Here is a 24,269-nt window from a genome sequence, read left to right on the forward strand (position 1 = left end):
ACACTGTCGCCGAAAGTCCAAGGGTTCCTGCGCAAGGTTAATCCACGCAGGGTGAGCCGGCCCCTAAGGCGAGGCCGAAAGGCGTAGTCGATGGGAACCACGTTAATACTCGTGGGCCTGGCGGAGGTGACGGATTGGAAAGCGTGTATGTCCTTATCGGATTGGACATGCTGTGGACCGGTTCCAGGAAATAGCCCCGCCGTATAGACCGTACCCCAAACCGACACAGGTGGACTGGTAGAGTATACCCAGGCGCTTGAGAGAATGGTGTTGAAGGAACTCGGCAAATTGCCCTCGTAACTTCGGAAGAAGAGGGCCCCGTTGGGACGCAAGTCCTGGCGGGGGGCACAGACCAGGGGGTAGCGACTGTTTACTAAAAACACAGGGCTCTGCGAAGCCACACAAGGCGACGTATAGGGTCTGACGCCTGCCCGGTGCCGGAAGGTTAAGAGGAGAGGTGCAAGCCTTGAATTGAAGCCCCGGTAAACGGCGGCCGTAACTATAACGGTCCTAAGGTAGCGAAATTCCTTGTCGGGTAAGTTCCGACCTGCACGAATGGCGTAACGACTTCCCCGCTGTCTCCAACACCAACTCAGCGAAATTGAACTCTCCGTGAAGATGCGGAGTTCCCGCGGTCAGACGGAAAGACCCCGTGCACCTTTACTACAGCTTTGCAGTGGTGCTAGGGACTTCATGTGTAGGATAGGTGGGAGGCTTGGAAGCATGGGCGCCAGCTCGTGTGGAGCCATCCTTGAAATACCACCCTTGAAGTCTCTGGCATCTAACCGTGGCCCGTTACCCGGGTCCGGGACCCTGCATGGCGGGTAGTTTGACTGGGGCGGTCGCCTCCCAAAGTGTAACGGAGGCGCGCGATGGTGGGCTCAGAGCGGTCGGAAATCGCTCGTCGAGTGCAATGGCATAAGCCCGCCTGACTGCAAGACTGACAAGTCGAGCAGAGACGAAAGTCGGCCATAGTGATCCGGTGGCTCCACGTGGACGGGCCATCGCTCAACGGATAAAAGGTACGCCGGGGATAACAGGCTGATGACTCCCAAGAGTCCATATCGACGGAGTCGTTTGGCACCTCGATGTCGGCTCATCACATCCTGGGGCTGGAGCAGGTCCCAAGGGTTCGGCTGTTCGCCGATTAAAGTGGTACGTGAGCTGGGTTTAGAACGTCGTGAGACAGTTCGGTCCCTATCTGCCGTGGGTGTCGGAGTTTTGCGAGGATCTGTCCCTAGTACGAGAGGACCGGGATGGACATACCTCTGGTGCACCGGTTGTCACGCCAGTGGCATGGCCGGGTAGCTAAGTATGGACGGGATAACCGCTGAAAGCATCTAAGCGGGAAACCCACCTCTAAACCAGAGCTCCCTTGAGAGCCGTGACAGACCATCACGTCGATAGGAGGCATGTGGACGGGCAGCAATGCTCGAAGCTAAGCCTTACTAATCGCTCGATCGGCTTGATCTCACCCCACTAACCGCGCCATGCGCAGCAGCAAGCCTGCTTGAGAGCAGTGCTTGACCAGCGTACCGCCGTTCGATACATCCTCACCTCACTTGCACTGAACAAGCTTAGCGCTTCGGAGACAGCGTCGGTCTTGAGCCTTGGTGACCTGGTGGTCATGGCGAGGTGTCAAACACCCGATCCCATCCCGAACTCGGCCGTGAAAAGCCTCCGCGCCAATGGTACTGCGTCTTAAGACGTGGGAGAGTAGGTCGCCGCCAGGTCACTCAGGCTCAAGAGACGCCAATCACGAAGCACAAGCTTGCATCTTCACCGTCCGTCACCCCATATCAAGAACATCCGCGGGGTGGAGCAGCCCGGTAGCTCGTCAGGCTCATAACCTGAAGGCCGCAGGTTCAAATCCTGCCCCCGCAACCAACGACAGTTGACAGCCCGCCTCCAACGAGGCGGGCTGTCGGCGTTTCGGATCCGCTTCGGCGCACGCCTCCAGGATCGCCAGCAGATCGCCATGAAGCTGCGCCTCCAGCCCGGCGCCCGAGGGGCAGGGGGACAGCACGACGCGGTCGACCATGGACCGGATCATCTCCATCGCGGCCATCCCCTCGTCGCCGTTGCCGAGCACGGACTCGAGTTCAGCGATCTTCCGCCGGTACAGCTCCGGTAGGTTGGCCGGCAGTGTCCGTGTAGGTATCGAAAACCTTCCCGCCCTGCTGGACGGCGTAGGTACCGTCGTCGCAGTGGCGGGGTTGTTGGTGTGGGTCAACCAAGCTGACAAGGCTGTCAACTCCGCCGGATCGCTCCGCCTTGTGATGCCTGCGGGGTCAGCGAACGCATCCAGCGATGAAGGACGCGCTCTATCGCCGCGGCATCCTTCCGGGCGGTCCGTCGCACATGCCGGGCCGTTTCCCGTGCTTCTCCGGGCGACATGCCGTAGTTGGTCCGGAAGGCCCGGATGAATGAGGCTTCGGAGCCGAAACCCCAGTGATAGGCGATGTCGACGATCCGCGGGCGCTCCCGCCGGGGGCTCACCAGATCATCCAGTGCCCGCGCCAGCCGCCGGTCGCGCACATGTTTCGCCACCCCGCCCAGCGGTTCGAACAGCCGATAGAGAGCCGAGCGCGACAGGCCGAAGCTGTCGCAGATGAGGGCGGTCCCAAGTTCGGGAGCTTCGAGCTTCATCTCGATGAACTCCTTGATGCGGTCGAGCAACGCCCCCCGCGGTTCATCGAGCGGACTGCGGGCGTCGATCGCCGATCCGACGCATGCGGCGATCAGTCCGGCGATTCCGTCGGCGACCGCCATCGCAGCGGGGGCGTCCAGAGCGGAAAGCTGCGCGTCCAGCGCGCGCAAATGGTCGTTCAGGAGCATCCCGACCGCCGAGTCCGCCGGCAGCACCAGCCCATGCAGGGCTTCCGGCACCTTGACCAGGGGGGCCAGTCCGTCCCGGGGGATCACCAGGGCCAGGAGCTGGAACGCGGAGGTCTCGACGGCGACAGGGCAGCCCAGATTCAGGAACCCGATGTCGCCGATGCGCATGGCGACCGTACTGCCACCATTCGAGACGGTGCAGCCACCCTCGAGATAGAGCGTAACCATACAATGGTCCAAGGCGCTTCGGGCGATGGTGGCGTTGGTGCGGCGCAGTGCCATCGTCGGCCCGCCGATCCGCAGCATAAGAAGGCTGCCGAGATGGAAGGCCGTCGCTGATCCGGCGAGGCCGGTCTCGTCCGCCGCGCCAGCGGGTTCCGCTTCGAAGAGGATCGACAGGAGGTCACGCCACCGGGTGAAGCCGGCCCGGCCCGTGCTCTCCTGCGGATGGAACGACAGCGTCGGGATCGGCCGGCGTTCCGCCGCCTCACGGGGTCCCATCGTGATGCCTTGCCTCATTGTTCCGAAGCCTCGCCGCGCGACCGACACCGGTGTCGATAGCAGGCGTCCGTCATCGCTTGCAAGATCGCGGTGCAGCCTGGTCCCCCGCCGCCGGCCCGAACTCTCGTATTGAGACGCAATGTCAAATCTTTGGGACGGATCGACGAGTGTAACCATGGACGATCCGGTAAATTGCGCCCTCGACTAAAAAAATTACCGTGGGCCGATGGGTCGCCGGGACGTGGCTGCCTCGATGCCGCGCGCACCGGACGCGCCCCCTTCGCCGCCCACCCGACAGAGGTTGGCGTCAGAGGAATGCAGCATTCGACGACCAGGCGGCCGCGCTCCGCCGGACAGTTCATCGGCCAAGGCGGCCTGCTGTTCGCCCTGATGAGCTGTACGGCGCTCACGCCCCTGCATTCCGCGGTGGCCGACGAGGCTCTGCCGACCGGCGGGCGCTTCACCGCCGGGTCGGGGCGCATCGTCGAGCAGCCCGGCGGCCTGCGCATCGAGCAGGGGTCGCGCACCGGCACCGTCGAATGGCAGGGCTTCTCCATCGGCAGCGGCAAATCCGTGCATGTGGAGAACGGCGCCGGCGCCACCCTCAACCGTGTCACCGGCAACCTGCCGTCCCGCATCGACGGTTCGCTGACCGCCACCGGATCGGTTTATTTGGTCAACCGCGCCGGCATCGTCGTCGGCAAAGAGGGGCGGGTCGATACCGGCGGCGGCTTCTATGCCTCGACCCACGACGTTTCCGATGCCGCTTTCGCCGCCCAGCGCGACCTGACCTTCGCCGGGGATTCCAAGGCCGCCGTGGTCAATATGGGGACCATCGCCTCGCGCGGCGGCGACGTGGCGCTGATCGCCCGCTCCGTGCGCAACGAGGGCAGGATCTCGGCGCCGAAGGGAACGGCGGCGCTGTTGGCCGGCTACGAGGTGCTGGCGAAGGAGACCGCCGACGCCGAGGGGCGCTTCGCGGTCAAGGTCGGCGGGTCCGACACCGAGGCGGTCAATGCCGGCACGCTGGCGGCGGCCAACGCCGAGATGCGGGCCAATGGCGGCAGCGTCTACGCCCTGGCCGGCAACACCGGCGGCGTGGTCAAGGCGACAGGCGTCGCCAAGCGGGACGGGCGCGTCTTCCTGACAGCCGGCGACGGCGGCAGCGTCACCGTCGAGAGCCCGGTGGTGGCGCAGCGCCGAACCGGGGAGGAGAGCCGGCGTCCCGACGCGGCGAAGCCGGACGCCACGAAGGCGGAGAGCACAGGGAAGACCGCCAAGCGGGATCCGCGCTCGTCGCGACGGCCGGACCGGGCGGGTGGCGACATCCGCGTCTCGGGCGGGTCGGTGACGGTTTCCGGCAAGCTCGACGCCTCGGGAACGACCGGGGCCGGCGGGACGCTGGTGGCGACCGGCAAGGCGGTGGTGCTGACCGGCAAGGCGGCGCTGGACGTGTCGGGCGCGTCGGGCGGCACGCTGCTGGTCGGCGGCGACTACCAGGGCGGGCGGACCGCGGCGACGCGCTACCTCGCCGAGCCGGTGGCAACGGCGCGGACGGTTGCGGTGGAGGCGGGGGCGCAACTCCGCGCCGACGGGACGCGGGGGGACGGCGGCCGGGTGGTCGTGTGGTCCGACGGCGACACCGCCTTCGCCGGAGCGGTTTCGGCGCGGGGTACCGGCAAGGGCGGCGACGCGGAGGTGTCGGGCAAGGCGCGTCTGGCCTTCACCGGCACGGCGGACCTGCGCGGGACGGTGGGCTTCGGCACGCTGCTGCTCGACCCCCACAACCTGACCATCTCCGACGCCGCCGACAGCGGGATGTCCGGCTTCAGCGCCAGCGCCAACGACAGCGTTCTGAATGTGGACACGCTGAAGTCGGCGCTGAACTATGCCAACGTCCTGGTGACGACGGGGGACGGCGGCACCCAGGCCGGTGATATTACGGTGGCGACGCCGCTCACGGGGCTGACTTCTACGCTGACCTTGTCGGCACATCGCGACATGATCGTGAATGCCGCCGTCACGGGGAGCAGCTCCGGATCAGTAAGGTTGAAGGCCGAGCGCGATATCGTCGTGAACGCTGCCATTACCGGTGGGGTCACTTCCGACTTTACATTGCTGGCGAAGCGGGACGTCACGGTGAATGCCGCCATTGGCGGAAGGAAAGTGGTGCTGTGGTCGGGTTACGACGGCAGCGGGATAGGAAGCGTGCGCTTCGGCACGGGAGCCACCGTCACGGCCACCGGCGGGCTGTCCATCTTCTACAACCCCACCGCCTACACCGCGCCGACCGACTATTCCGGCATCGCCGGGACAGGCACGGCGGTGACCGGCTACATGCTGGTGAACACGGCGGAGAACCTGCAGGCCATCGGCACCAATCTGGCCGGCACCTACGCGCTGGGCCGCGACATCGACGCACAGGCCACCGCCGGTTGGAACAGCGGCGCCGGCTTCGCCCCGCTGGGCAGCGCCGCCACCCCCTTCACCGGCCTGTTCGACGGGCGGGACCATGCGATCAACGGGCTGACCATCAACCGGACCGGCAGCGACGATGTCGGCCTGTTCGGCGTGGTCGGCGCCGGCGGCGCGGTGCGGGACGTCCGCATGGTGGGCGGCGGCGTGCTGGGGCGCAACCGGGTCGGGGCATTGGTCGGCAGCAACGCCGGGACGGTCACTTGGGCGTCGGCCACCGGCACGGTATCCGGACGGGGCGATGCCGTCGGTGGTCTGATCGGAACCAACAGCGGGACCGTGGGCCAGTCCTTCGCCACCGGTGCGGTGACGGCACAGGGCGGTGCGGTTGGCGGTCTGATCGGGGACAATGCCGGCGGTACGGTCAATCAAGCCTACGCCAGCGGAGCCGTCACCGCCCAAGGGGACCAAGTGGGCGGTCTGATCGGGCGCATGACTGGGGGAAGTGTCACCCAGGTCTATGCCTTGGGGGGGGTGACCGGTACTTTGCGAGTCGGCGGTCTGATCGGCGACAACAACGGCGGTACGGTCACCCAGACCTACGCCACCGGCGCCGTGACTGGGCAGGCCGAGGCAGGGGGGCTGGTCGGCGCGAATGGCGGTACTGTTACGCTGTCATATTGGGACACGCAGACCACCGGCCGCTCCAATGCCACCGGCAGTGGTGTTGACACCGGAATGACCGGTCTGACCACCGACAATGCCCGGACATCCAGGCCGGGAGGAGGAGCTTCAGCCTATCAGGGCTGGAGTATCGGCGTTACCGGCCAATCCTGGTACATGAACAATGAGGCTTCGACTCTTCCTGACCTGCGGCCTATTGGAGCCTGGGAGGAGGCCAGGGTCGGAGTGGAGGGCTACGCGGTCGTCACCAACCTGCACCAGCTTGTTCTCATCAACAACAAAAGCCCATTCGATAGTCGTCTCAACTATCTGCGTGATTATTGGTTGGACACGGACATAGACGCGTCGGCCACGAGGGGTACGAATCCTTCCGACATCTGGGGACCTCGCGGATTCGTTCCGATAGGGTATCAGGATAGCTTTGCTGGGACATTCGACGGCAATGGTCATGTCGTGAAAGGCGTCTATATCAACCGTGAAGGTAATTATAAAGGATTCTTTAAATCCCTTGCGGTGGTTACGCGAAGACATTCGAATGTTATGGTAAAGAACTTCGGCATAGTGGATGGAACTGTAATTGCTGGCTCTTCGTCGTACCTGGTTGGTGGTATGGCTGGGATGCTGGGTTCAGGGATTATTGAAAACAGCTATTTTACAGGGTCCGTCTCCGGCGGAGAATCGGTCGGCGGTCTCGTCGGGACGCTCAGTGAGGCAAGCATCAGGCGATCTTACGCTATTGCGTCCGTTACCGGATCACCGACCGCAACAACCGGAAGCATCGGCGGACTTGTGGGGGATGGAATCGAATCAAGCATCGAGCAATCCTATGCCTCCGGCCGCGTGACGGGTCCTGTCGGGACCGGAGGGTTGGTCGGTACTGCCGATGGACTTACCGTAACAAGCTCTTATTGGGATAAGGACACCAGCGGTCAGCAGAACGGCATCAGCAATGCGACCGTGACCGGCCTGACCGGGTTGACCACCGCCGAGGCGCGACAGGCATCCTCCTATGTCGGCTGGGATTTCACCAAGGACTGGTACCAGTCCGGGGACATGCGGCCCATCGGCCGGTGGGAGGCGGCGAAGGCGGGAAGCGACGGTATCGCCGCCATCACCAACCTCCACCAGCTTCAGCTGATCGATGCGAACCCGGCGGGCTCCTACCGGCTCGGCGCCGACATCGACGCCCAGGCCACGTCGGGCGCCAATGCCGCCGGCATCTGGGGAACGGGCGGCTTCACCCCGCTGGCGGGCGCCGGCTTCACCGGCAGCTTTGATGGGCGCGGCCATCTGATCCGCGGGCTGACGATCAACCGGCCGGCGAGCGACGATGTCGGCCTGTTCGGCAAGATCGGCACGGGCGGCACGGTGAGCAATGTCGGCCTCGACGCGACCGGCGCCGTCACCGGCCGGAACCGGGTCGGCGCCATCGCCGGGACCAACGGCGGCACCATCCTCCAGTCCTTCTCCCGCGCCGGCGTGACCGGACAGGGGGCCGGCACCGGCGGGCTGGCGGGCAGCAACAGCGGCACCATCCGCCAATCCTATGCCGCCGGCACGGTGGCCGGGCAGGGCGACGGCGTCGGCGGGCTGGCCGGCGTCAACGACGGCAGCATCCTGCAGACCTACGCCACCGGCGCGGTCACCGGACAGGGCGACCGGGTCGGCGGGCTGACCGGGACCAACGGGACGGGCGCCAGCATCGCCCAGTCCTACGCCACCGGCGCCGTGGCCGGGCAGGGCACCGCGCTCGGCGGGCTGGCCGGACGCAACGATGGCACCGTCACGCTGTCCTATTGGAACACCGAGTCCAGCGACCAAGCGGCCGGTGCGGGGACCGGAACCCCCACCGGCATGACCGGGCTGACCGGCACGCAGATGCGCGACGCGAGCAGCTTCACCGGCCTCGACGCCCTGGCCTGGGCGCCGGCCGACGGCACCGGCGCGCCGCTGCTGTTCGGCGTGTCCGGCGCGGTCGGCATCGTCCACAACACCGTCTATGGCGACAATCCGGCGAGTGTGCCCATCGCCGTGCTCGGCGGGTCGGTGTGGAACCGGATCAGCGGCGGGGCGACCAGCACCCTGGCGGCCGGTGCCAATGTCGGGACCTATCTGAACCTCGTGGACGCGTCGGGGGTGACCGGCAGCTTCGGCCTCGGCGGGGCGGCCCGCGTGGTGAATGTCGGCGCCGTGGTGACGCCGGCCACCCTGACGCTGACGGCCGACGGCGGCACGATGGTCTATGGCGACACCGTGCCGTCGCTGACCGGTTATACGGTGACGGGCTGGAAGAACGGCCAGACCGACGCGCTGCTGTCAGGCGTGACCGTCTCGACCGACGCCACCTCCACCTCGAATGTCGGCACCTCCTACCGGACGATGACGGCGGGCGGCACGCTTTCGGGGGCGGCCACCGGCAACTATACGATTGCCCGTGCGGACGGTGCCTTCTCGGTGACGCCGGCCACGCTGACGGTGACGGCCGATGGCGGCACGATGGTCTATGGCGACACCGTGCCGACGCTGACGGGCTATACGGTGACGGGCTGGAAGAACGGCCAGACCGGCGCGCTGCTGTCGGGCGTGACCGTCTCCACCGATGCCACCTCCGCCTCGAATGTCGGCACCTCCTACCGGACCATGACGGCGGGCGGGACGCTCTCCGGTGCTGCCACCGGCAACTACACCTTTGCCCGTGCGGACGGTGCCTTCTCGGTGACGCCGGCCACCCTAACGGTGACGGCATCGGACAGCACGATGGTCTACGGCGACGCCGTGCCGACGCTGACTGGCTACAGCGTGACGGGCTGGAAGAACGGCCAGACCGACGCCCTGCTGTCGGGCATCACGATCTCGACCGACGCAACGTCGCAGTCCAACGTCGGCACCGCCTATCGCACCATGACGGCGGGTGGCACGCTGTCGGGTGCCGCCGCCGGCAATTACAGCTTCAACCGTGTGGACGGTGGCTTCTCGGTAACGCCTGCCACCCTGGTGGTGACGGCGGCCAACAGCACGATGGTGTATGGCGACGCCGTGCCGGTGCTGGGCTATACGGCATCGGGCTGGAAGAACGGCCAGGGCGACGCGCTGCTGTCCGACGTGACCGCCACCACCGACGCCACCTCCCTGTCGAATGTCGGGACCTCCTACCACACGACGACGGCGGGCGGCACGCTGTCGGGGGCCGCCGCCGGCAACTACACGCTCAGCCATGTCGGCGGCAGCTTCTCAGTGACGCCCGCCACCCTGACGGTGACGGCCGGCAGCCGCGCGATGGTGTATGGCGACGTCGTGCCGGTGCTGGACTACAGCGTGGCGGGCTGGAAGAACGGCCAGACCGACAATCTATTGTTGGGAATCGGCGTCTCGACCGACGCCACCGCACTGTCGAATGTCGGGGGCTACCGCATCGCCGCGACGGGCGGCACGCTGTCGGGCGCCGCCGTCGGCAACTATACGCTTCGCCATGTGGACGGCAACCTCTCGGTGACGCCGGCCACGCTGACGGTGACCGCGGCCGACGGGACCATGATCTATGGCGACGCCGTGCCGGTGCTGGGCTACAGCGTGTCCGGCTGGAGGAACGGACAGGGCGACGGGCTGCTCTCCGGCGTCGCCGTCTCCAGCGATGCGACGGCGCTTTCGAATGTCGGCACCGGTTACCGCAGCATGACGGCGGGCGGCACGCTGTCGGGGGCGGCCGCCGGCAACTACAGCTTCAACCGTGTGGACGGCGCCTTCTCGGTGACGCCGGCCACCCTGACAGTGACCGCGGCGGACGGCAGCATGGTCTATGGCGATGCCGTGCCGTCGCTGGGCTACAGCGTGTCCGGCTGGAAGAACGGCCAGAGCGACGGGCTGCTCTCGGGCGTCGCGGTTTCCACCGACGCGACCTCCCTCTCGAGCGTCGGCACCGGCTACCGCACCACGGCGGCGGGTGGCACCTTGTCGGGGGCGGCGACCGGCAACTACAGGCTCAGCCATGCCGGCGGCGCCTTCTCGGTCACGCCGGCCCTGCTGACGGTCACGGCCTCCGACGGCTCGATGGTCTATGGCGACGCCGTGCCGGTACTGGACTATTCGGTGATGGGTTGGAAGAACGGCCAGACCGATACCTTGCTGTCGGGCGTCACCCTGTCGACCGATGCCGGCTCGCGGTCGGCGGCCGGGGCCGGCTACCGCATCACGGCGGCCGGCGGGACACTGTCGGGGGCAGCCAGCGGCAACTATGTGATCCGCCATGCCGATGGCAGGCTGACGATCGGCCGGAGGCTGCTGACGGTCGCGGCGGACGATGCCGCCCGGCTGGCCGGCACCGCCAACCCGGCCCTGACTTACCGGATTGTCGGCCCCGGGCCGCTGGACGGCGACCGGATCGACGGCCTGCCGGAAACCCTGGCGACGGCGGCGTCGCCGGCCGGAGCCTATGCCATCACCCGGGGCGGCCTGACCGCCGGGGACAATTACGACCTGCGCTTCACGCCGGGGCTGCTGACGGTATCGCCCCAGCCGTCCGGGCTGGCCGCCATCCTGCCGGCTCGCCTGATCGAACCGGTCACTTTGTCAGGACCGACCTTCGCAAGCCTCGGCCGTCCGGCCGAAGCGGGAGAAACGTCGGGTTCCGGGTCGCCGGCGGCCCTATCGGAGGTCAGTGGTCCGGAAACCACCGGCAACCGCAAGGACGGGGAGCAGGACGTCTGCGGGGCCGCGGGCGGCGAAGGCTGCGCCTCGCTTCCGCACCCCGCCAACCGCTTCCTCGGAACCTTCCTGAGTGTGAAATCCCCCTGATGCCCGCGACCGTCTTCCGTTTGTCCTTTGGTGCCCTGGCGCTGGGCGCCCTTGCCCTGACGGGTGGGGGAGTGCTGGCACAATCCCTGCCGGTCGAACGCAACCCGCCGCCCCGGCCGGCCGAACCGTCCAATACGCTCTCGATCGACCCCGGCAACGGGGCTGCGGCGGACCGGACCCCACTGGGCGTCGAGTTGCACGCCATCAGATTGATCGGCCGCGATGCCGCCGTCCCATCGGCGGGCGGGGAGGACGTCGGCACCGGTGGGATCCTTACCGTCCGGATCGGCATTGGCGGTGCCGAAACGGACCGGGCGCTGCGGGACGACCTGCGCACTGCCCTTTCCGGCTTCATCGGGCAGCCGCTGTCCATGGCGCTGATCGCCGATGCGCAGGCCGCCATCGCCGGGGTTTACCGCGAGGCTGGCCATCCCTTCGTGTCGGTCAGCATTCCGCCGCAGGAGGTCACCGCCGGCACGCTGACCCTGCGGGTGATCGAATTCGCCCTTGGGAAAATCTCCATTCAGGGGGAGGCGGACGGCCAGGGTGACGGGCGCTCCGCCGCCATCGCCGCCGGCATCCGCGGCGTGGAGGGGGAGCGGATCGAGGTGGCACGGATCGACGAGGATCTGCGTTGGCTGAACCGCTACCCCTACCGCCGCGTTCAGGGCATCTTCTCTCCCGGCGACGGCCTAGGCCGCTCCGACCTGACGCTGGAGCTGGTCCCGCAGAAGCCGTGGCAGGTCTTCGCCGGCTATGCGAACACCGGCACGCAGGAAACCGACCGCAACCGCTTCTTCCTCGGTGCCGGCTTCGGCCTTCCCCAGCTTGGCGACGCCTACGGGTCGTGGCAGACCACCGGATCGCGCGACCTGTTCGCGGGTGCCGGACGCCTGTTCCCCGGCGACGGCGAGCGTGCCCACTATCTCAGCCATTCGGCGCGCTTCGCCCTGCCCACCGCCGCCCGTCAGGCGATTGAGATCAGCCCGAACTTCGTGGCGACGCGGCAGAGGAACGGCTCCTTCACCTCCGACAACAATTTCTTCGAACTGCCGGTCTATTACCGCGCCGCGCTGTCAAGCCTGTTGCCCGGCGTCCATCTCGGCGACGTCCAGGCCGGGGTCGAGGCCAAGACGCTCGACCGCCGGACCTTCTTCGACGGCGTCGGTCTCGGCCGGGCGCGCGTGGACGTCGTCCAGGTCGGCCTCGGCTGGGACCGGAGCTGGAGCGACCGGCTGGGGGCGACGGCGCTGAGCCTGATCGGAAAGATCAATCCGGGCGGCGTGATGGCCAATAATGACGATGCGGGCTGGACCGCCTTTTCGAACGGCCGGGTCCGGAAGGCGCGCTATGCCTATGTGACCGGTGTCGCGAACCGTAGCACCGACCTTGGCGCCGGGATCAGCCTGGCCAACGAATTGACGGTGCAGTTCGCCGGGCAGGCGCTGCCCGACACCGAACAGATCGCACTGGGCGGGCTCTATGCCGTGCGTGGCTACGACCTGGGGAACGGAGCGGCCGACCGCGGCATCATCCTGCGCAACGAGCTGCGCCTGCCCGGCGTTCCGCTGGTCCGGGACGACATCCTCCAGCCCTTCGCCTTCCTCGACGGCGCGGTCGGAAAGGACATCGGCGCGCGCCGAGACCTGTTCCTGGCTGGAACCGGTCTCGGCGTCGACTACCGCGTTGCGGACCATGTGACGACGAACCTGACAGCCGCGGTCGCGCTGGCCGACGAAGGCAAGCGGCAGGCCGGCCATTTCGACCTGAAGGTCCGCGTCTTCGCCACCTATTGATCCTCCACCACCCATCCCGTCTTGAAAGGACGATCGAGCATCGTGACCATGACCCGCCGAAACACAGTTTTCCGGAGCGCTATGTTCCCGGGCACCGTCTTGCCGCTGGTGATTCTGCTGTCCGCAGGCGGCGCGGCGGCGCAGCAGCCGGCTCCCGTTCCGGCACCGAACCGGACGACAGCCAATTACGACGACTGGCTGGTGCGTTGCGAGACCGAGCGCGACGGCACCAAGGAAACGAAGCTGTGCGAAACCGTGCAGACGATCGCCGGGCCGGACGGCCGGATCATTGCGCAGGTCGTGATCGGCCGACCGACCGGGGCTGCCGGGGACAAGATCCTGGCCGAGCTGCCAGCCGGCGTGTTGCTCCCGCCCGGCGTTGCCATCCGCGTCGGCGACAAGCAGATAGCGTCGCTCACCTTCCGGCGCTGCCTGCAATCCTGCCTCGCCGAAGCGGAGCTGCCCAAGCAGAGCCTCGACGCGCTGGCGAACGCCACGCAGCCGATCAGCCTCGGCTTCTCGGACGGATCGGGAAAGGCGGTGACACTGCCGCTGTCGGCCAGAGGATTGCGCAACGCCTACGCGGCTGGCAGTGCCCCCGGAAAATAACAGTGGTGAGTAGGGAGATATGCGTCGCCCGTGGATGCTCGTCCCGTTGATGCTTGACAGAGGGCATATGCGAATGCTTCCCCTTTCGGAGGGGAATTGTTCGAGTACGATAGATGTCCAATGCGGCCCATGTGACGGAACCCGTTGTGACGGCTCCGGTTCTTCGCTTCGACAGCTTGGCCATGCCGGCGGGGGAGGGATTCGAGCAGTGGCGGGATCAGATGTCGCCGATCTTCGACATAAGCCTGTCGAAGGATGATTTCGACGGCTTTCGCGGCAGCCTACAGACTTACCATCTCGGCGGCGTGCTGCTCGGCCGCTGTACAACGGTGACGCAGACCTTCCACCGCACCCCCCAGGTGATCACCCGCAGCGGCATCGACCATTATCTGATCCAACTGCAGGTTAAGGGTGGGTCCTGCGGGAAGATGGGGCGGCGCGAGGTCGACGTGCGATCCGGCGACGTCTGCATCCTGGACCTGGCGCAGACGGTCCACACGGTGGATTACAACGTTGACACCCTGACTCTCTGCTTGCCGCGGGAGATGCTGGCTCCGCTGGTGACCGCGCCTGATGAGCTTCATGGGCTGGTGCTGCGCAGTGGCAGTCCGATCGGCTCCCTGCTGTCCGCTCACATCCAGGCGCTCTATCGGGTGGCAGGCCAGCTGTCTTCGCGCGAGGCTATGGCCGTGACCAAGGGTGCGGCCAGCTTCATCGCTGGCTGCCTGGGGCCGACCGTCAATGCGCTCGACCACGTCCGGCCTGAGATGCAGGCGTCCCGCATGGCGGAGATCAAACGCTACATTGACGGGCATCTTGGCGACCCGGGGTTTGGAGCGACCCAGATCGCTGAAGCGTTCGGCCTCTCTCGCCCTACCCTGTACCGCTTGTTCGAACCGCTGGGCGGGGTGGCCGCCCATATCCTGCGGCGGCGGCTGGATCGCAGCCTAGCCGACCTGACGGCGGCGCACCGGTCCCAGCGCATCGCTGAGATTGCCCATCGCTGGGGCTTTCGCTCCGAAGCCGCCTTCAGCCGTGCATTCAGGTCGGCGTTTGGAATGACGCCTAGCGATGCCAGAGACACCGGGCAACGCCTGCGCCAGCCGGTTTCCGGCTCCACCGATGTGTTCAAGCGCTGGTTCCACGAACTCGCCGTTCTTTGATCAATTTGGTTGCCAACTCTGCTGAAGACTCGCAATGACAGTCCCGATGTGCGGAATCGGCGCGTTTGCACCAGGTCCGGGCGGCCATGTCGAGGCGTTTCTCCAGAGAAGATCCTGCGCCATGCGTCGCAACATGATCCGAAGCGGTCCTTGGGGAATGTCGGAAGCGTCGTTTGCAACGGGCAAGGGACAGTGCCTGAGTCGATCAGATCGGCACCGGCGGCAAAGTCAACTCTCGGTGGTTGCGTGCCCCCGCAACCAAAATCACTGAACGCCCCGGATCGAAAGAGCCGGGGTGTTTGTGCGTTTGGGTCTTGCCCATCCGGGCGGCGCCCTCGCAGACCACCAGCACGCCGGCCAGCTCGCCGTGCAGGTCGGCATCCAACCCCGCGCCGGCGGGGGAGAGCGTCAGGACGACGCGGTCGATCATGATCCGCACCATCTCCATCGCGTCGGCGTTGTACTCGCCGCCAGTAAGAGCAGCTTCCAGCGCTTCCACCTTGCGGCGGTAGAGGTCCGACAGCTGGGGGTGCAGCAGGACCGCCGGCAGGTCGGCGTCGGGCTTCTCGGCGGTGCGCGCATCCGCTCGATCTTGTTCGGCAGCGTGCGCTGTCTTTTTTCCGCGTCACGCCGTGACGTTGGAAGAACCGGCACACGATGCTGGGCAGTGGCCGATACCCCACCGTCTCGTCCAGGCGCTCGGCCACCTCTGCCAAGGTCAGATCGGGCTTCTCCCCGATCGAGCCAAGGATGAGGTTCCGATGCTCGTCGAACCGATGCGAGCGGACATTGCCACCGCGCTTGTCCGGGCTCAGGTCGCCGCGTGTTCGTGCACGGGCAAGCCAGCGGATCGCCGAGGAAACCCCAACCTCGAAGCGCGCCGCGGCTGCCCGGCAAGACGCTCCAGCCGCAACCGCCTCCACCACACGCCGGCGAAGATCGACAGACAGAGCTTTCGACATTCAGACCGGCCTCCTTCAACCAGTCCGAAGCTTGAATCACAAATGACCGCTCGTGGGAATCCCTCGATTCAGATGCCGGTCAATCCGCCTCTAGAATGCCAGTCGGGTGTCCAGCATCAGGATGTGGGCCCGGTCCGTCAGATCGCCGCCGTTTGCCGCACCGCCCGACAGTGTCGAGCGGACATAGTCATACTCCACCCCGGTGGTCAGTCCGGGGGCCACGGTCCAGGTGACGCCGCCCTGCCAGATGTCAGCCTTGGCGGGCGTCGTCATGGTCGCCACGTCGTTGCCCAGCGCGCGCATGTAGTTGGCGGCGAACAGCAGCGGGCCGCTGATATACTGGGCGCCGACGATCAGGTTCTGCTGGTCGCGCGACTGCGCGATGCCCTTGGCATAGCCGCTGTCGCCGCTGTAGGCGTAGCTGACGCCGACCTTCGCCGGCCCGTAGCCAACATTGGCGCCGACATGGATGGAATTCAGATCCTCGAAGGACTGGCTGACGATGCCGTCGCTCTGCCGTACCGCCTTGCCGGTCTGGTAGAAAGCGCTGGCCTCCACCGTCACGTCACCGAACGCGCTCTGGAAGGCGGCCCCGGCTTCCACCACGTCACGGAAGGCGAGCGCATCGCCCAGGGCATCGACCTTGCGGCGGTTGACCGAAGTGTTGGAATCGCCGGTCCGTGGGGTGTAGGACACTGCGGCCTGCAAACCGCCGAAGCTGGGGCTGATGTAGATGAACTTGGTCCCGGTATCGTAGGACACCAGCGTGCGCAGGCTGGTCGCGGCCAGCGGCAGGGCGGCATAGGTGGATGAGCCGTAGAGGAACAGCAGGCCGTTGCTGTCTGGGCTGCCGGCGATGCCTTCGGTGTTGGGGCCGATGATGCCGTATTCGTCCGACAGCCCGTTGATCACGCCGGCCTGCACCGTGCCGAAGGCGCCGTTGGCGTACAGATAGGCGCGGTCATTCTCCACCGTCCGGCTCGACACCGACGGATCGCCGTTGCCCGAGACTAGGCGCAGCCGGGCGCCGTATGTCAACCCGTTGTCGGCGGTGGCGGACGGGGTGACGGTCAGGCGCAGACGGTTGGCGAACTCGGTCGATCGCAGCCCGTCGTCCTGCTTCTGGCTGACATAGGCGCCCTGGAAATAGGCATCGCCGCCGATGGTCAGACTGAATTCGGCCTCGGCAAGGGCCGGTGCTGCCTGGAGCGCAACGACGGCGGTACCGGCCAGGGCTGCGGTGCGAAGGATGGAGAAGGAGGGCATCGGGCGCATGGGGATGGTCATTCCAGGAATGGGCGGCGTTGGATGGGTGGCGTTGAATGGGACAGCGGGCGTCAGGCGGCGGGCTGGGCTGCCGGAAACCAGCGTCGGCCGAAGGAGGTAAGGTTGTCGTCGGTCAGGCGGGCGAGGCAGAGGATCTCCACGCTTTCGGCCCAGCGCGGGTTGAGGCGGCGGAATTGGGCGACCGCCGGGCTGTCAAGCTTGGCCTCGCTGATGGCGCGGGCCTCCTCCGTCAGGCCGTAGCCCTGCCATTTCCAGTCGATGGTGCCTGTCTCGGCATCGTAGTAATGGGCGAAGCATTCGCGGCCGATGTGGTCGCGAAGGGCCCGGTCCAGTCCATCGAGTGTCTGGTCGGCATTGGGTGTGTGGCGGATGAACAGCATCGGCATGTAACGGTAGGAGCGGTAGCCGACCGCGCTGTAACTCCAGTACCAAAGCCGTCCCGACCGGTCGGCGCGTGCCCGGTCGATCATTTCGGAAACCATTGCGCGCACCAGCCCGTTCGATCCCCAGAAGCGGCGTTCCAGGATGCAGTGGGCGGTGTGGAAGGCGCCGACGGCGGTGCCGGCGATGTCGACCTCCTGGCGGTAGACCGTGGCGAAGCCGACCAGTTCGCCGGTCTCCGGATCTTCCTGAAGGATACAGTGGTCGAGGTCACCCAGTTCCTCGTTGAAATAGTCCTCGCCGTAGCCCTCGAACCAGACGCTGAGCAGAGCGAACATCACCGCCCGCCGCTCAGGCGTCAGGGCGGCGGGTTCGACGATGCTGGTCCGCAGGGGGTGTTGGGACGCGCGCGGCGTCATGCCGCCCCTCCGGACAGGTAGCTGGCGGCACCGGCGTCGCGGACATCGGCGCAGATGTCCTCGTAGTTGCAAGTGATCTCCTCACCCGCGGCGATGGCGCAGCGGGCGACGAACATCCGCCAGTCGCCGGGGTCGGCCCGGCCGATGGACGGTTCGTCGTCGTGGTTGAGGAAGCGGGCGTCGTCCCCTGGCAGGAGGACGCCGACCCCGTCGATCACGCAGCCATGGAAATCGGCCAGCCGGGCGACCTGCGGGAACTCGTCCAGCAGGGCGTCGTCGGGGGCGAAGAGGCGGTCGATGCGGGCATCGAACCGCCACACCGGGGTGCCGGCCGCGACCGACTCCTCGGCGAAGAGACCCAGCCCGTGGATCGGGCTGGCTGCGAGGCGGGTGGGGATGAGGAGCGGCATGGCGTTTCTTTTGTTCCCGGCGACCCAGTGATGAGTCAGGCGGCAGCGGTGGCGGCGGGAGCCAGCGATTCGTCGAACTCGAAGCTGGCGGCGTCGTCGACGAACTGCTCCTCGATGGTCGTGCGCGGCTGCTGCAGGCAGACGCCGATGTAGTCGGCGAAGCGCGGCGGCGGCGCGAAGCCTTCAGCCAGCAGGCGGCTGTTGTCGAAGGCGATGTCCTGTGCGGTGAAGCGGTGGTACTTGCGTCCGCCGGCGGCCATCGTCCGGTGCAGGATGTCGCGCTGCGGGAAGGCGAGGCGATAGGCGCGGTCGAAGGGCTTCCAGCCTTCCGGACCCTTCGGGTCGAAGAAGCTGTAGGGGCGGGTGCCCTCATGGCCGTGGCTGGTGAAGGCCTCTTCGAAATCGACCCAGGTGGTCCGGCTGCCGATGCCAGCGGAGATATGGTAGAGGTTGTGCTTCAGGTCAGGCTTGCGCAGCAGGTCGTGCAGCCGGGCCGAGGCCCAGTCCACCGGCACGATGTCGATGAAGCCGTCGGGCGAGCAGGGCAGGATTCCGGTCCGGTCGACCAGACGGAAGAACCAGAAGATGCTGGCGCTGGGGCGCACGCCCAGTTGGGTGTGGCCGACGACGATCGACGGGCGGCAGACGACGATCGGCAGGTCGGGGAAGCCGGCGGCGAGAGCGCGCTCGGCCGCCGCCTTGCTGCGGGTGTATTCAACGATGTGTGGCGTGTCATGGCCGGGGGCCGGAGCCTCGCTCACCATTTCCAGCCACGGCGTCTCGCCGCAGCAGAAGGCGGTGCCAATGTGCAGGAAGCGCTGGAGATGCTTCATCCGGCGGGCACGGGCGGCCAGCGCCAGCGTGCCGTCGACATTGATCTGCCAGACCGAATGGCGGCTGTCGAAGGAGGTGTCGGCGGCGACGTGGACGATGTGGGTCACCGCGTCCAGCCGCGGGTCGGCGCTGGTCGCCAGCGATTGCAGGTCGCCCGGCAGGATCTGGCACAGGCCGGCATAGGCCTCGGCCGTGGCGCTGTCGACGCAGCGCGCAAGGTTGGCGGCGAGGCGGGCGCGGCAGGCGGCTTCGTCGGCGCCGCGGATCAGCAGAAGGCAGTCCGCCGCGGTCCCGTTCCGCACGGCGTCGAGGTAGAAGGAGCCGCCGAGGAAGCCGGTACCGCCGGTGAGAAGGATCATGGTGTGCCTCTGTCTCGCGTCTGAAGGGATGGGGGCAGGGGGAGAACGAAGGGAGGAAGGGAACCCGTCTCAGGAAGAGGTGGGGAGGAGATCGGGGGCAGGAATGCCGCCTGGGGGAACCGTGGTGATGAGCTGGCGGATGCCGCCGCGGTCGACTTGAAGCTGGACGTCGGCCGCGTCGAAATAGGCGTCGTCGTGGGTAACCGCGATCACGGTGATGCCGCGCGCCTTCAGCCAAGGAATGATCTCGCGGTAGAACTTGCGCCGGAAATAAGGCGACTGGTCGGCCGCCCATTCGTCCAGCACCAGCACCGGCTTGCGCTCCAGCAGGGCGGCAATCAGGGCGAGGCGCTTCTTCTGGCCCTGCGACAGATCGACGGTGGTGAAGGCGCGGCCGTCGATGGCGACCTTGTCCGACATCTCCAGCAGGTCGAGAAGCTCCTCGGCGTAGCCGTCGTCGAGCGTCGCCGCCCCGTAGAGCTGGCGGGTCACATGGCTGTCGGAGAAGACCACCGCGAAGCGGTCGCGGTGGGCGGCAAGTCCGTCCGGCCCGACCGTCACGCCGTCGACCGATAGGCTGCCGCGCTGGATCGGATAGAGCCCCAGCAGCATGTGGATCAGCGTGCTCTTGCCGGCGCCGTTATGGCCGGTGATGAAGACGACGCTGCCGCGCTCGACCGTCATATCCACCGGGCCGACGGTGAAGGACCCCGCGCCGTCGCGGCCGGCATGGCGGAAGGTGGCGCCCTCCAGCGCGATGGTGGAGAAGCCGTCCTCCGATCCGCTGCCGCGGCCTGGAGCCACCGCCTGGGGCGCCGCCTTCAGCTCCGCCTCAACCGCGAGGTAGGAGCGGGCGGCGGTCTCGGCGGCGATATAGGACGGGTAGGAGGCGACGATGGTGATGACCGGATAGGCGATGAAGGCGGCGGCATGACCGGCCAGGATGACGGTAGCGATGTCGGTGTTGGTCACTGCCGGCAGCAGGAAGATGATCCCGGCCAATGCCGCGTAATAGGTCAGTTCGCTGATGGTGAAGTAATGGCTGTACTCCGCACCGAAGCGATGGCGTTCCTTGCGCAGGGTTTCGGCGCAGGATGTTGCGTCGGCCAGCGCGTTGGCGGCACGGCGGCGGTTCAGCTTGCATTCCCGCAGGGACTGCAGGATGTGCTCCGACCGTTCCGACAGGGCGCTTTCGGCCTCGTGGATCGTCTCCGACATCAGTTCCAGCCGGATGACGGAGCGCCCGATCAGGATGCCGCCGACAACCAAGAAGCAGAGCACGATCAGCACCGCCGCACCCGACAGGGTGGCGAGGTACAGCAAGCACAGCAGGATGGCGGCAACCGACTGGAAGCTGATGACTAGGGTCGGAACCGCCTGGGCCAACATTTGCAGTTCCGCTCCCGCCACCTGGGCGAGGCGGGAGGGGCCGACGGCCATCGCGTCCGGCAGATCGGCGGCCACCGCGCGGCGCAGCAGATCGACGCGCAAGAGGGCAAGGGCAGCCTGCATGCGCTTGGACGCCGCGTTCATCATCCAGCCCTGGGCAATCCGCCACAGGAAGGCCGACAGCAGGAAGACGATCAGCAGCCGCTGCAAGCCTTCCGGATCGTCAAGCGCCAGCAGCGCGTCGTTCAGCGAGGTCAACAGGGCGAGGTTGAGCGCCGCCGCCAGCACCGCCAGGAGCAGCAGTGGCTGCATGTTGCGCAACGCCTCGCGTCTCAGAATGCGCCAGAGATCCATCGCCGCCTCACTTCGACTGGATCATGTCGAGCAGCTTGGACGGCGACACCTTCGACAGGATTGGCGCCGATGCCGCGGTCTTCGAGCCGTCCTTGGACCCCTCCTTCGCCGGTTCGGGCTTGGTGGCGGGGGTGGGCGCCGCCGGATGCGCGGCTGTCGGAGCGGACTCGCCGCCGGTGTTCAGGCTGGGCATCTGGGCGACCGGGGTCTGGCCCGGCGCCCCCTCACCGCTCAGCGACGGCAGCTGCGAAACCGGCGGCACGGCGGTGCTGGTGGGCACCGAGGTCAGCTTGGCGTTCGGCGACGCGGGCGGTGCGCCCGGCATGGCGGCGGGAGTGCCGGGTGCCGGCGTGCCGTTCTGGCCGGAGGCGGCGTCAAGGATCAGCGGAAGCCCGCCGCTGGCGGCATTGCCGATCACGACGATCTTGGCGTTGGGCGAGTGGGCCAACTCCAGCGTCGCCTCGATGCCGCGCCAGCGCAGGTAGTTTTCCGTCAGGTTGGCCTGTACGGTCTCCTGGAAGGCGCGGATGCCCTGGCCTTCCAACTGCTTGCGCTGGCTTTCGAACAGCTCGCGCTGCAGGCGGAATTGGTATTCCTGCGCCGCCTGGTCCTGCTGAATCTTGCGTTCGATCGACGCCATGATCGCTTCGGGCAGGGAGACGTTGCGGATCAGGATGTCCTGGATCAGCAGATAGCCGGTCTTGGTCCGCCCGTCCGGCTTCGGCACATTCTCCGCACCGATCAGCTGGGCATACATCACGCGGTCGGCGACCTGCTCGTAGGTTTCGGTCTGCACCCGCAGGCGGCGATGGGCATACAGCTCGTCCGCCTTGAAGCGCGACACGATCTCGCGCGAGACCGATCCGACTTCAGGCACCAGCAGCACTTCCAGGTAACGCGGGCCGACATTCTTGTGCAGGGCGGCCAGCATCTCCGCATAGGGGCGGTAGCGCACCGTGATCTCGATGCTGACGTTCAGGCCGTCGTTGGCGATGGCCGAGTAGGAGCGCGTGTCCTCCTGCAGGCGAAGGTCGTAGATCTCGATCTTGTCCCACGGGAAGATGACGTGAACGCCTTCGGGGAGCGCCGGCGCCATCTGGGTGCCCTGGTGGAAGCGCTTCCACAGCACGCCGCCATGGCCGGCCGGAATGAAGACGACGATGGACGGGGCGAAATAGAGGAAGATCAGGATCCCGACCAGCAGTGTGCACAGCAGGGACCGGCGGTGTTCGTCGTACCAGTGGGCCAGCAGCGCCCGCAGGTGCGACTTCGGCTTCGGCAGCGCATCGGCGTCGTCGATGGTGAAGGCTTGGTCAGCCATATCACGCGGTCTCCTGCAAGCAAGCCATGGCCGGGCCGACGGCGGGGCCCATGGCGGGGCGGGACACGGCCGTTGCGGCCGGCATGTCCATTCGCCCGTTGTTTATTTCGCCGCAGGTCATGCGGCCGTTGGTCATTCGAATGGTGACGTCGCAGACCGACGACACGTCGCCGTCGTGCGACACGAAGATTACGGTGCGGCCGAGCGACCGCAGCTTACCGATGATCTCGTTGGTGAAGCGGATGCGGAACTCGGCGTCCTGGTCGGAGGTCCATTCGTCGAGGATGACGACCGGCCGTCCTTCCGCCACCGCGACCGCCAGGGCGACGCGCCGGCGCTGCCCCTTCGACAGGTCGCGGTTCAGCATGCCGTCGCCGGTATCCGGAACCAGATGGTCGATCTTCAGATAGGCCAGCATCTCGCGGAACAGCTCGGCGTCGAAGCCGGGGCCCTGCGGCAGCCGGGTGAACAGGTGGTGGTCCTGGAACACGGCGCAGAACAGGTCGCGGTAACTTTCCAGCCGGTCGGTCTCCACCGGCTGCCCGTCGAGCAGCACCTGCCCTTCGTCAGGACGGAACAGCAGGGGGATGATGCGAAGCAGGGTGGACTTGCCGGATCCGTTGGAGCCGACGATGCCGACCACGCTGCCGGCCGGGATCGTCAGGTCGACCGGACCGATCACGAAGGGTTCCGGCCGCAGCCCGGCGCGGTAGGCGAAGCTGACGCCGCGCAGTTCGATGCTGGAAAAACGGCGTGGGGCGCGGGCGGTGCGCGACGGCTCGTATTCCATCGCCGGCATGGTGGCGAGCAGTGCCGTCAGCTGTGCCGCCGCATCCTCGGCCGCCACATAGTCGGGCACGGCGTTGAGGAACTTCGACAGCGGGCGGGCCAGGAACAGGATGACCGAGGTGACCAGCGGCAACTCGGACGCCGACATCGCGCCCATGCGCGGGAAGACGAAGACGAAGACCGCCGAGAAGCCGATGATGATCGTCGCGATCCAGGAAAACAGTTCGCCCAGGTTGCGGCCGTGGCGGCGCTTCAGTTCTTCCCAGCGGGCGACGTCGACCTCCACCGCCTGGGACAGCTCGTCGCGGCGCGCCTTGCCCAGCTTGACCTCGGCATTGCCGCCGACCAGTTCGGAGAAGCCCTGGAGCATCCGAAGCTCGGACTCCTTGGCGTCGCCCAGCAGGCCGCGGGTCCGCTGCGCCTCGCGCACGTACCAGCCGCCGACCAGCACGGCCGCAACCAGCAATAGCGTGGCGCCCACGGTGGACAGCGTCCAAAGGTAGAGATAGGCGACCGCGGCCACCAGCATCATGTTGGCGGCGATCGACAGGTTGGGCAGCAGGGCCGCGATGCGCTCCAGATGGTGATTGCCCAGGTCGAAGGACCGCTTGGCCTGCAAATCCAAGATGTCGGCGTGGCCGCCCAGCGTGACATGGCGCAGGAACCGCCGCCGCACGTCGGCCAGCGCGCTGAAGGCGGTGGTCAGCGTCAGGGAGACGAAGCGCTTGCCGAAGGCATAGGCGACCAGCAGCGACAGGCAGAAGACCAGGAAGGGGGTGTCCAGCACCTCGCCATGCATCCAGCCGTCTAGCTCCGCGCTGAGACTGATCAGGCTGATGAGGTTCGCGGTGGCGGCGATGCAGCCGGTCAGGACCAGCCGGGTCAGAATGCTGCGGTCGGCAAGGCCGATCAGCGGCAGCAGATAGGACGGCGGCCGGCTGGGGGGAGGAGTGCGCTTGCCCATAGA

At 66.9% G+C, this 24,269-nt stretch carries 13 protein-coding genes, 1 tRNA gene, 2 rRNA genes and 1 pseudogene (1 of these 17 only partly in view); 7 read left to right on the top strand and 10 right to left on the bottom strand.

Features of this window, described 5'->3' with window-relative positions; translation table 11 throughout:
- From ACCD06_RS20385 to ACCD06_RS20395, 3 genes are all read left to right on the top strand, one after another.
- Window positions 1-1,473: ribosomal RNA gene (locus tag ACCD06_RS20385) — 23S ribosomal RNA — on the top strand; it begins 1,272 nt to the left of the window's first position.
- Window positions 1,474-1,617: 144 nt separating this feature from the next.
- Window positions 1,618-1,733, top strand: a 5S ribosomal RNA gene (rrf, locus tag ACCD06_RS20390).
- A gap of 77 nt (window positions 1,734-1,810) precedes the next feature.
- Window positions 1,811-1,887: transfer RNA gene (locus tag ACCD06_RS20395), tRNA-Met, on the top strand.
- 363 nt (window positions 1,888-2,250) lie between these two features.
- Here ACCD06_RS20395 and ACCD06_RS20400 read toward each other — a convergent pair.
- A complete protein-coding gene (locus ACCD06_RS20400) occupies window positions 2,251-3,516 on the bottom strand; it encodes a helix-turn-helix domain-containing protein (RefSeq protein WP_413343051.1) in 1,266 nt (421 codons plus the stop codon).
- A gap of 138 nt (window positions 3,517-3,654) precedes the next feature.
- Between ACCD06_RS20400 and ACCD06_RS20405 the strand changes: the two genes are divergently transcribed.
- The 4 genes from ACCD06_RS20405 to ACCD06_RS20420 all read left to right on the top strand — a co-directional run bounded on the left by ACCD06_RS20405 (window position 3,655) and on the right by ACCD06_RS20420 (window position 14,797).
- A complete protein-coding gene (locus tag ACCD06_RS20405; protein WP_413343053.1) occupies window positions 3,655-11,229 on the top strand; it encodes an MBG domain-containing protein in 7,575 nt (2,524 codons plus the stop codon).
- Entirely contained in the window at window positions 11,229-13,025 is a 1,797-nt protein-coding gene (locus ACCD06_RS20410) for a ShlB/FhaC/HecB family hemolysin secretion/activation protein (protein WP_413343055.1), read from the top strand. The genes ACCD06_RS20405 and ACCD06_RS20410 overlap by 1 nt, the downstream gene beginning before the upstream one ends.
- A gap of 48 nt (window positions 13,026-13,073) precedes the next feature.
- On the top strand, window positions 13,074-13,634 hold the full coding sequence (locus ACCD06_RS20415) for an invasion associated locus B family protein (protein WP_413344056.1): 561 nt from the start codon (window positions 13,074-13,076) through the stop codon (window positions 13,632-13,634).
- 113 nt (window positions 13,635-13,747) lie between these two features.
- A complete protein-coding gene (locus tag ACCD06_RS20420; protein ID WP_413343057.1) occupies window positions 13,748-14,797 on the top strand; it encodes a helix-turn-helix domain-containing protein in 1,050 nt (349 codons plus the stop codon).
- A gap of 205 nt (window positions 14,798-15,002) precedes the next feature.
- Here ACCD06_RS20420 and ACCD06_RS20425 read toward each other — a convergent pair whose 3' ends face one another.
- The 9 genes and pseudogenes from ACCD06_RS20425 to ACCD06_RS20465 all read right to left on the bottom strand — a co-directional run bounded on the left by ACCD06_RS20425 (window position 15,003) and on the right by ACCD06_RS20465 (window position 24,266).
- On the bottom strand, window positions 15,003-15,296 hold the full coding sequence (locus ACCD06_RS20425; protein WP_413343059.1) for a hypothetical protein: 294 nt from the start codon (window positions 15,294-15,296) through the stop codon (window positions 15,003-15,005).
- Window positions 15,297-15,462: 166 nt separating this feature from the next.
- Window positions 15,463-15,759 (bottom strand): annotated as a pseudogene (locus ACCD06_RS20430) (helix-turn-helix domain-containing protein); the annotation flags it as partial.
- Window positions 15,760-15,849: 90 nt separating this feature from the next.
- Entirely contained in the window at window positions 15,850-17,034 is a 1,185-nt protein-coding gene (locus tag ACCD06_RS20435) for a porin (protein WP_247871672.1), read from the bottom strand.
- Between the two features lie 62 nt (window positions 17,035-17,096).
- Window positions 17,097-17,846: a hypothetical protein gene (locus tag ACCD06_RS20440; protein WP_413343061.1), complete on the bottom strand. Its 750-nt coding sequence runs from the start codon at window positions 17,844-17,846 to the stop codon at window positions 17,097-17,099.
- Window positions 17,843-18,256 (bottom strand): SET domain-containing protein, encoded by a 414-nt coding sequence (locus ACCD06_RS20445; RefSeq protein WP_413343063.1) that lies wholly within the window; start codon window positions 18,254-18,256, stop codon window positions 17,843-17,845. The genes ACCD06_RS20440 and ACCD06_RS20445 overlap by 4 nt, the downstream gene beginning before the upstream one ends.
- Window positions 18,257-18,291: 35 nt before the next feature.
- Complete coding sequence (locus ACCD06_RS20450; RefSeq protein ID WP_136702937.1) at window positions 18,292-19,449, bottom strand: SDR family oxidoreductase; 1,158 nt, start codon at window positions 19,447-19,449, stop codon at window positions 18,292-18,294.
- Window positions 19,450-19,518: 69 nt separating this feature from the next.
- Window positions 19,519-21,192 carry an ATP-binding cassette domain-containing protein gene (locus ACCD06_RS20455; RefSeq protein WP_413343066.1) on the bottom strand — a complete coding sequence of 558 codons (1,674 nt, stop codon included), beginning with the start codon at window positions 21,190-21,192 and terminating at the stop codon, window positions 19,519-19,521.
- A gap of 7 nt (window positions 21,193-21,199) precedes the next feature.
- On the bottom strand, window positions 21,200-22,513 hold the full coding sequence (locus tag ACCD06_RS20460) for a prohibitin family protein (protein WP_413343068.1): 1,314 nt from the start codon (window positions 22,511-22,513) through the stop codon (window positions 21,200-21,202).
- A gap of 1 nt (window position 22,514) precedes the next feature.
- The gene (locus ACCD06_RS20465) at window positions 22,515-24,266 is read right to left on the bottom strand and encodes an ATP-binding cassette domain-containing protein (protein ID WP_413343070.1); all 1,752 of its coding nucleotides are present in this window, start codon (window positions 24,264-24,266) and stop codon (window positions 22,515-22,517) included.
- Window positions 24,267-24,269: the final 3 nt, after the last annotated feature.

Source organism: Azospirillum sp. CT11-132 (assembly GCF_047302835.1).
Taxonomy (GTDB): Bacteria; Pseudomonadota; Alphaproteobacteria; order Azospirillales; family Azospirillaceae; genus Azospirillum.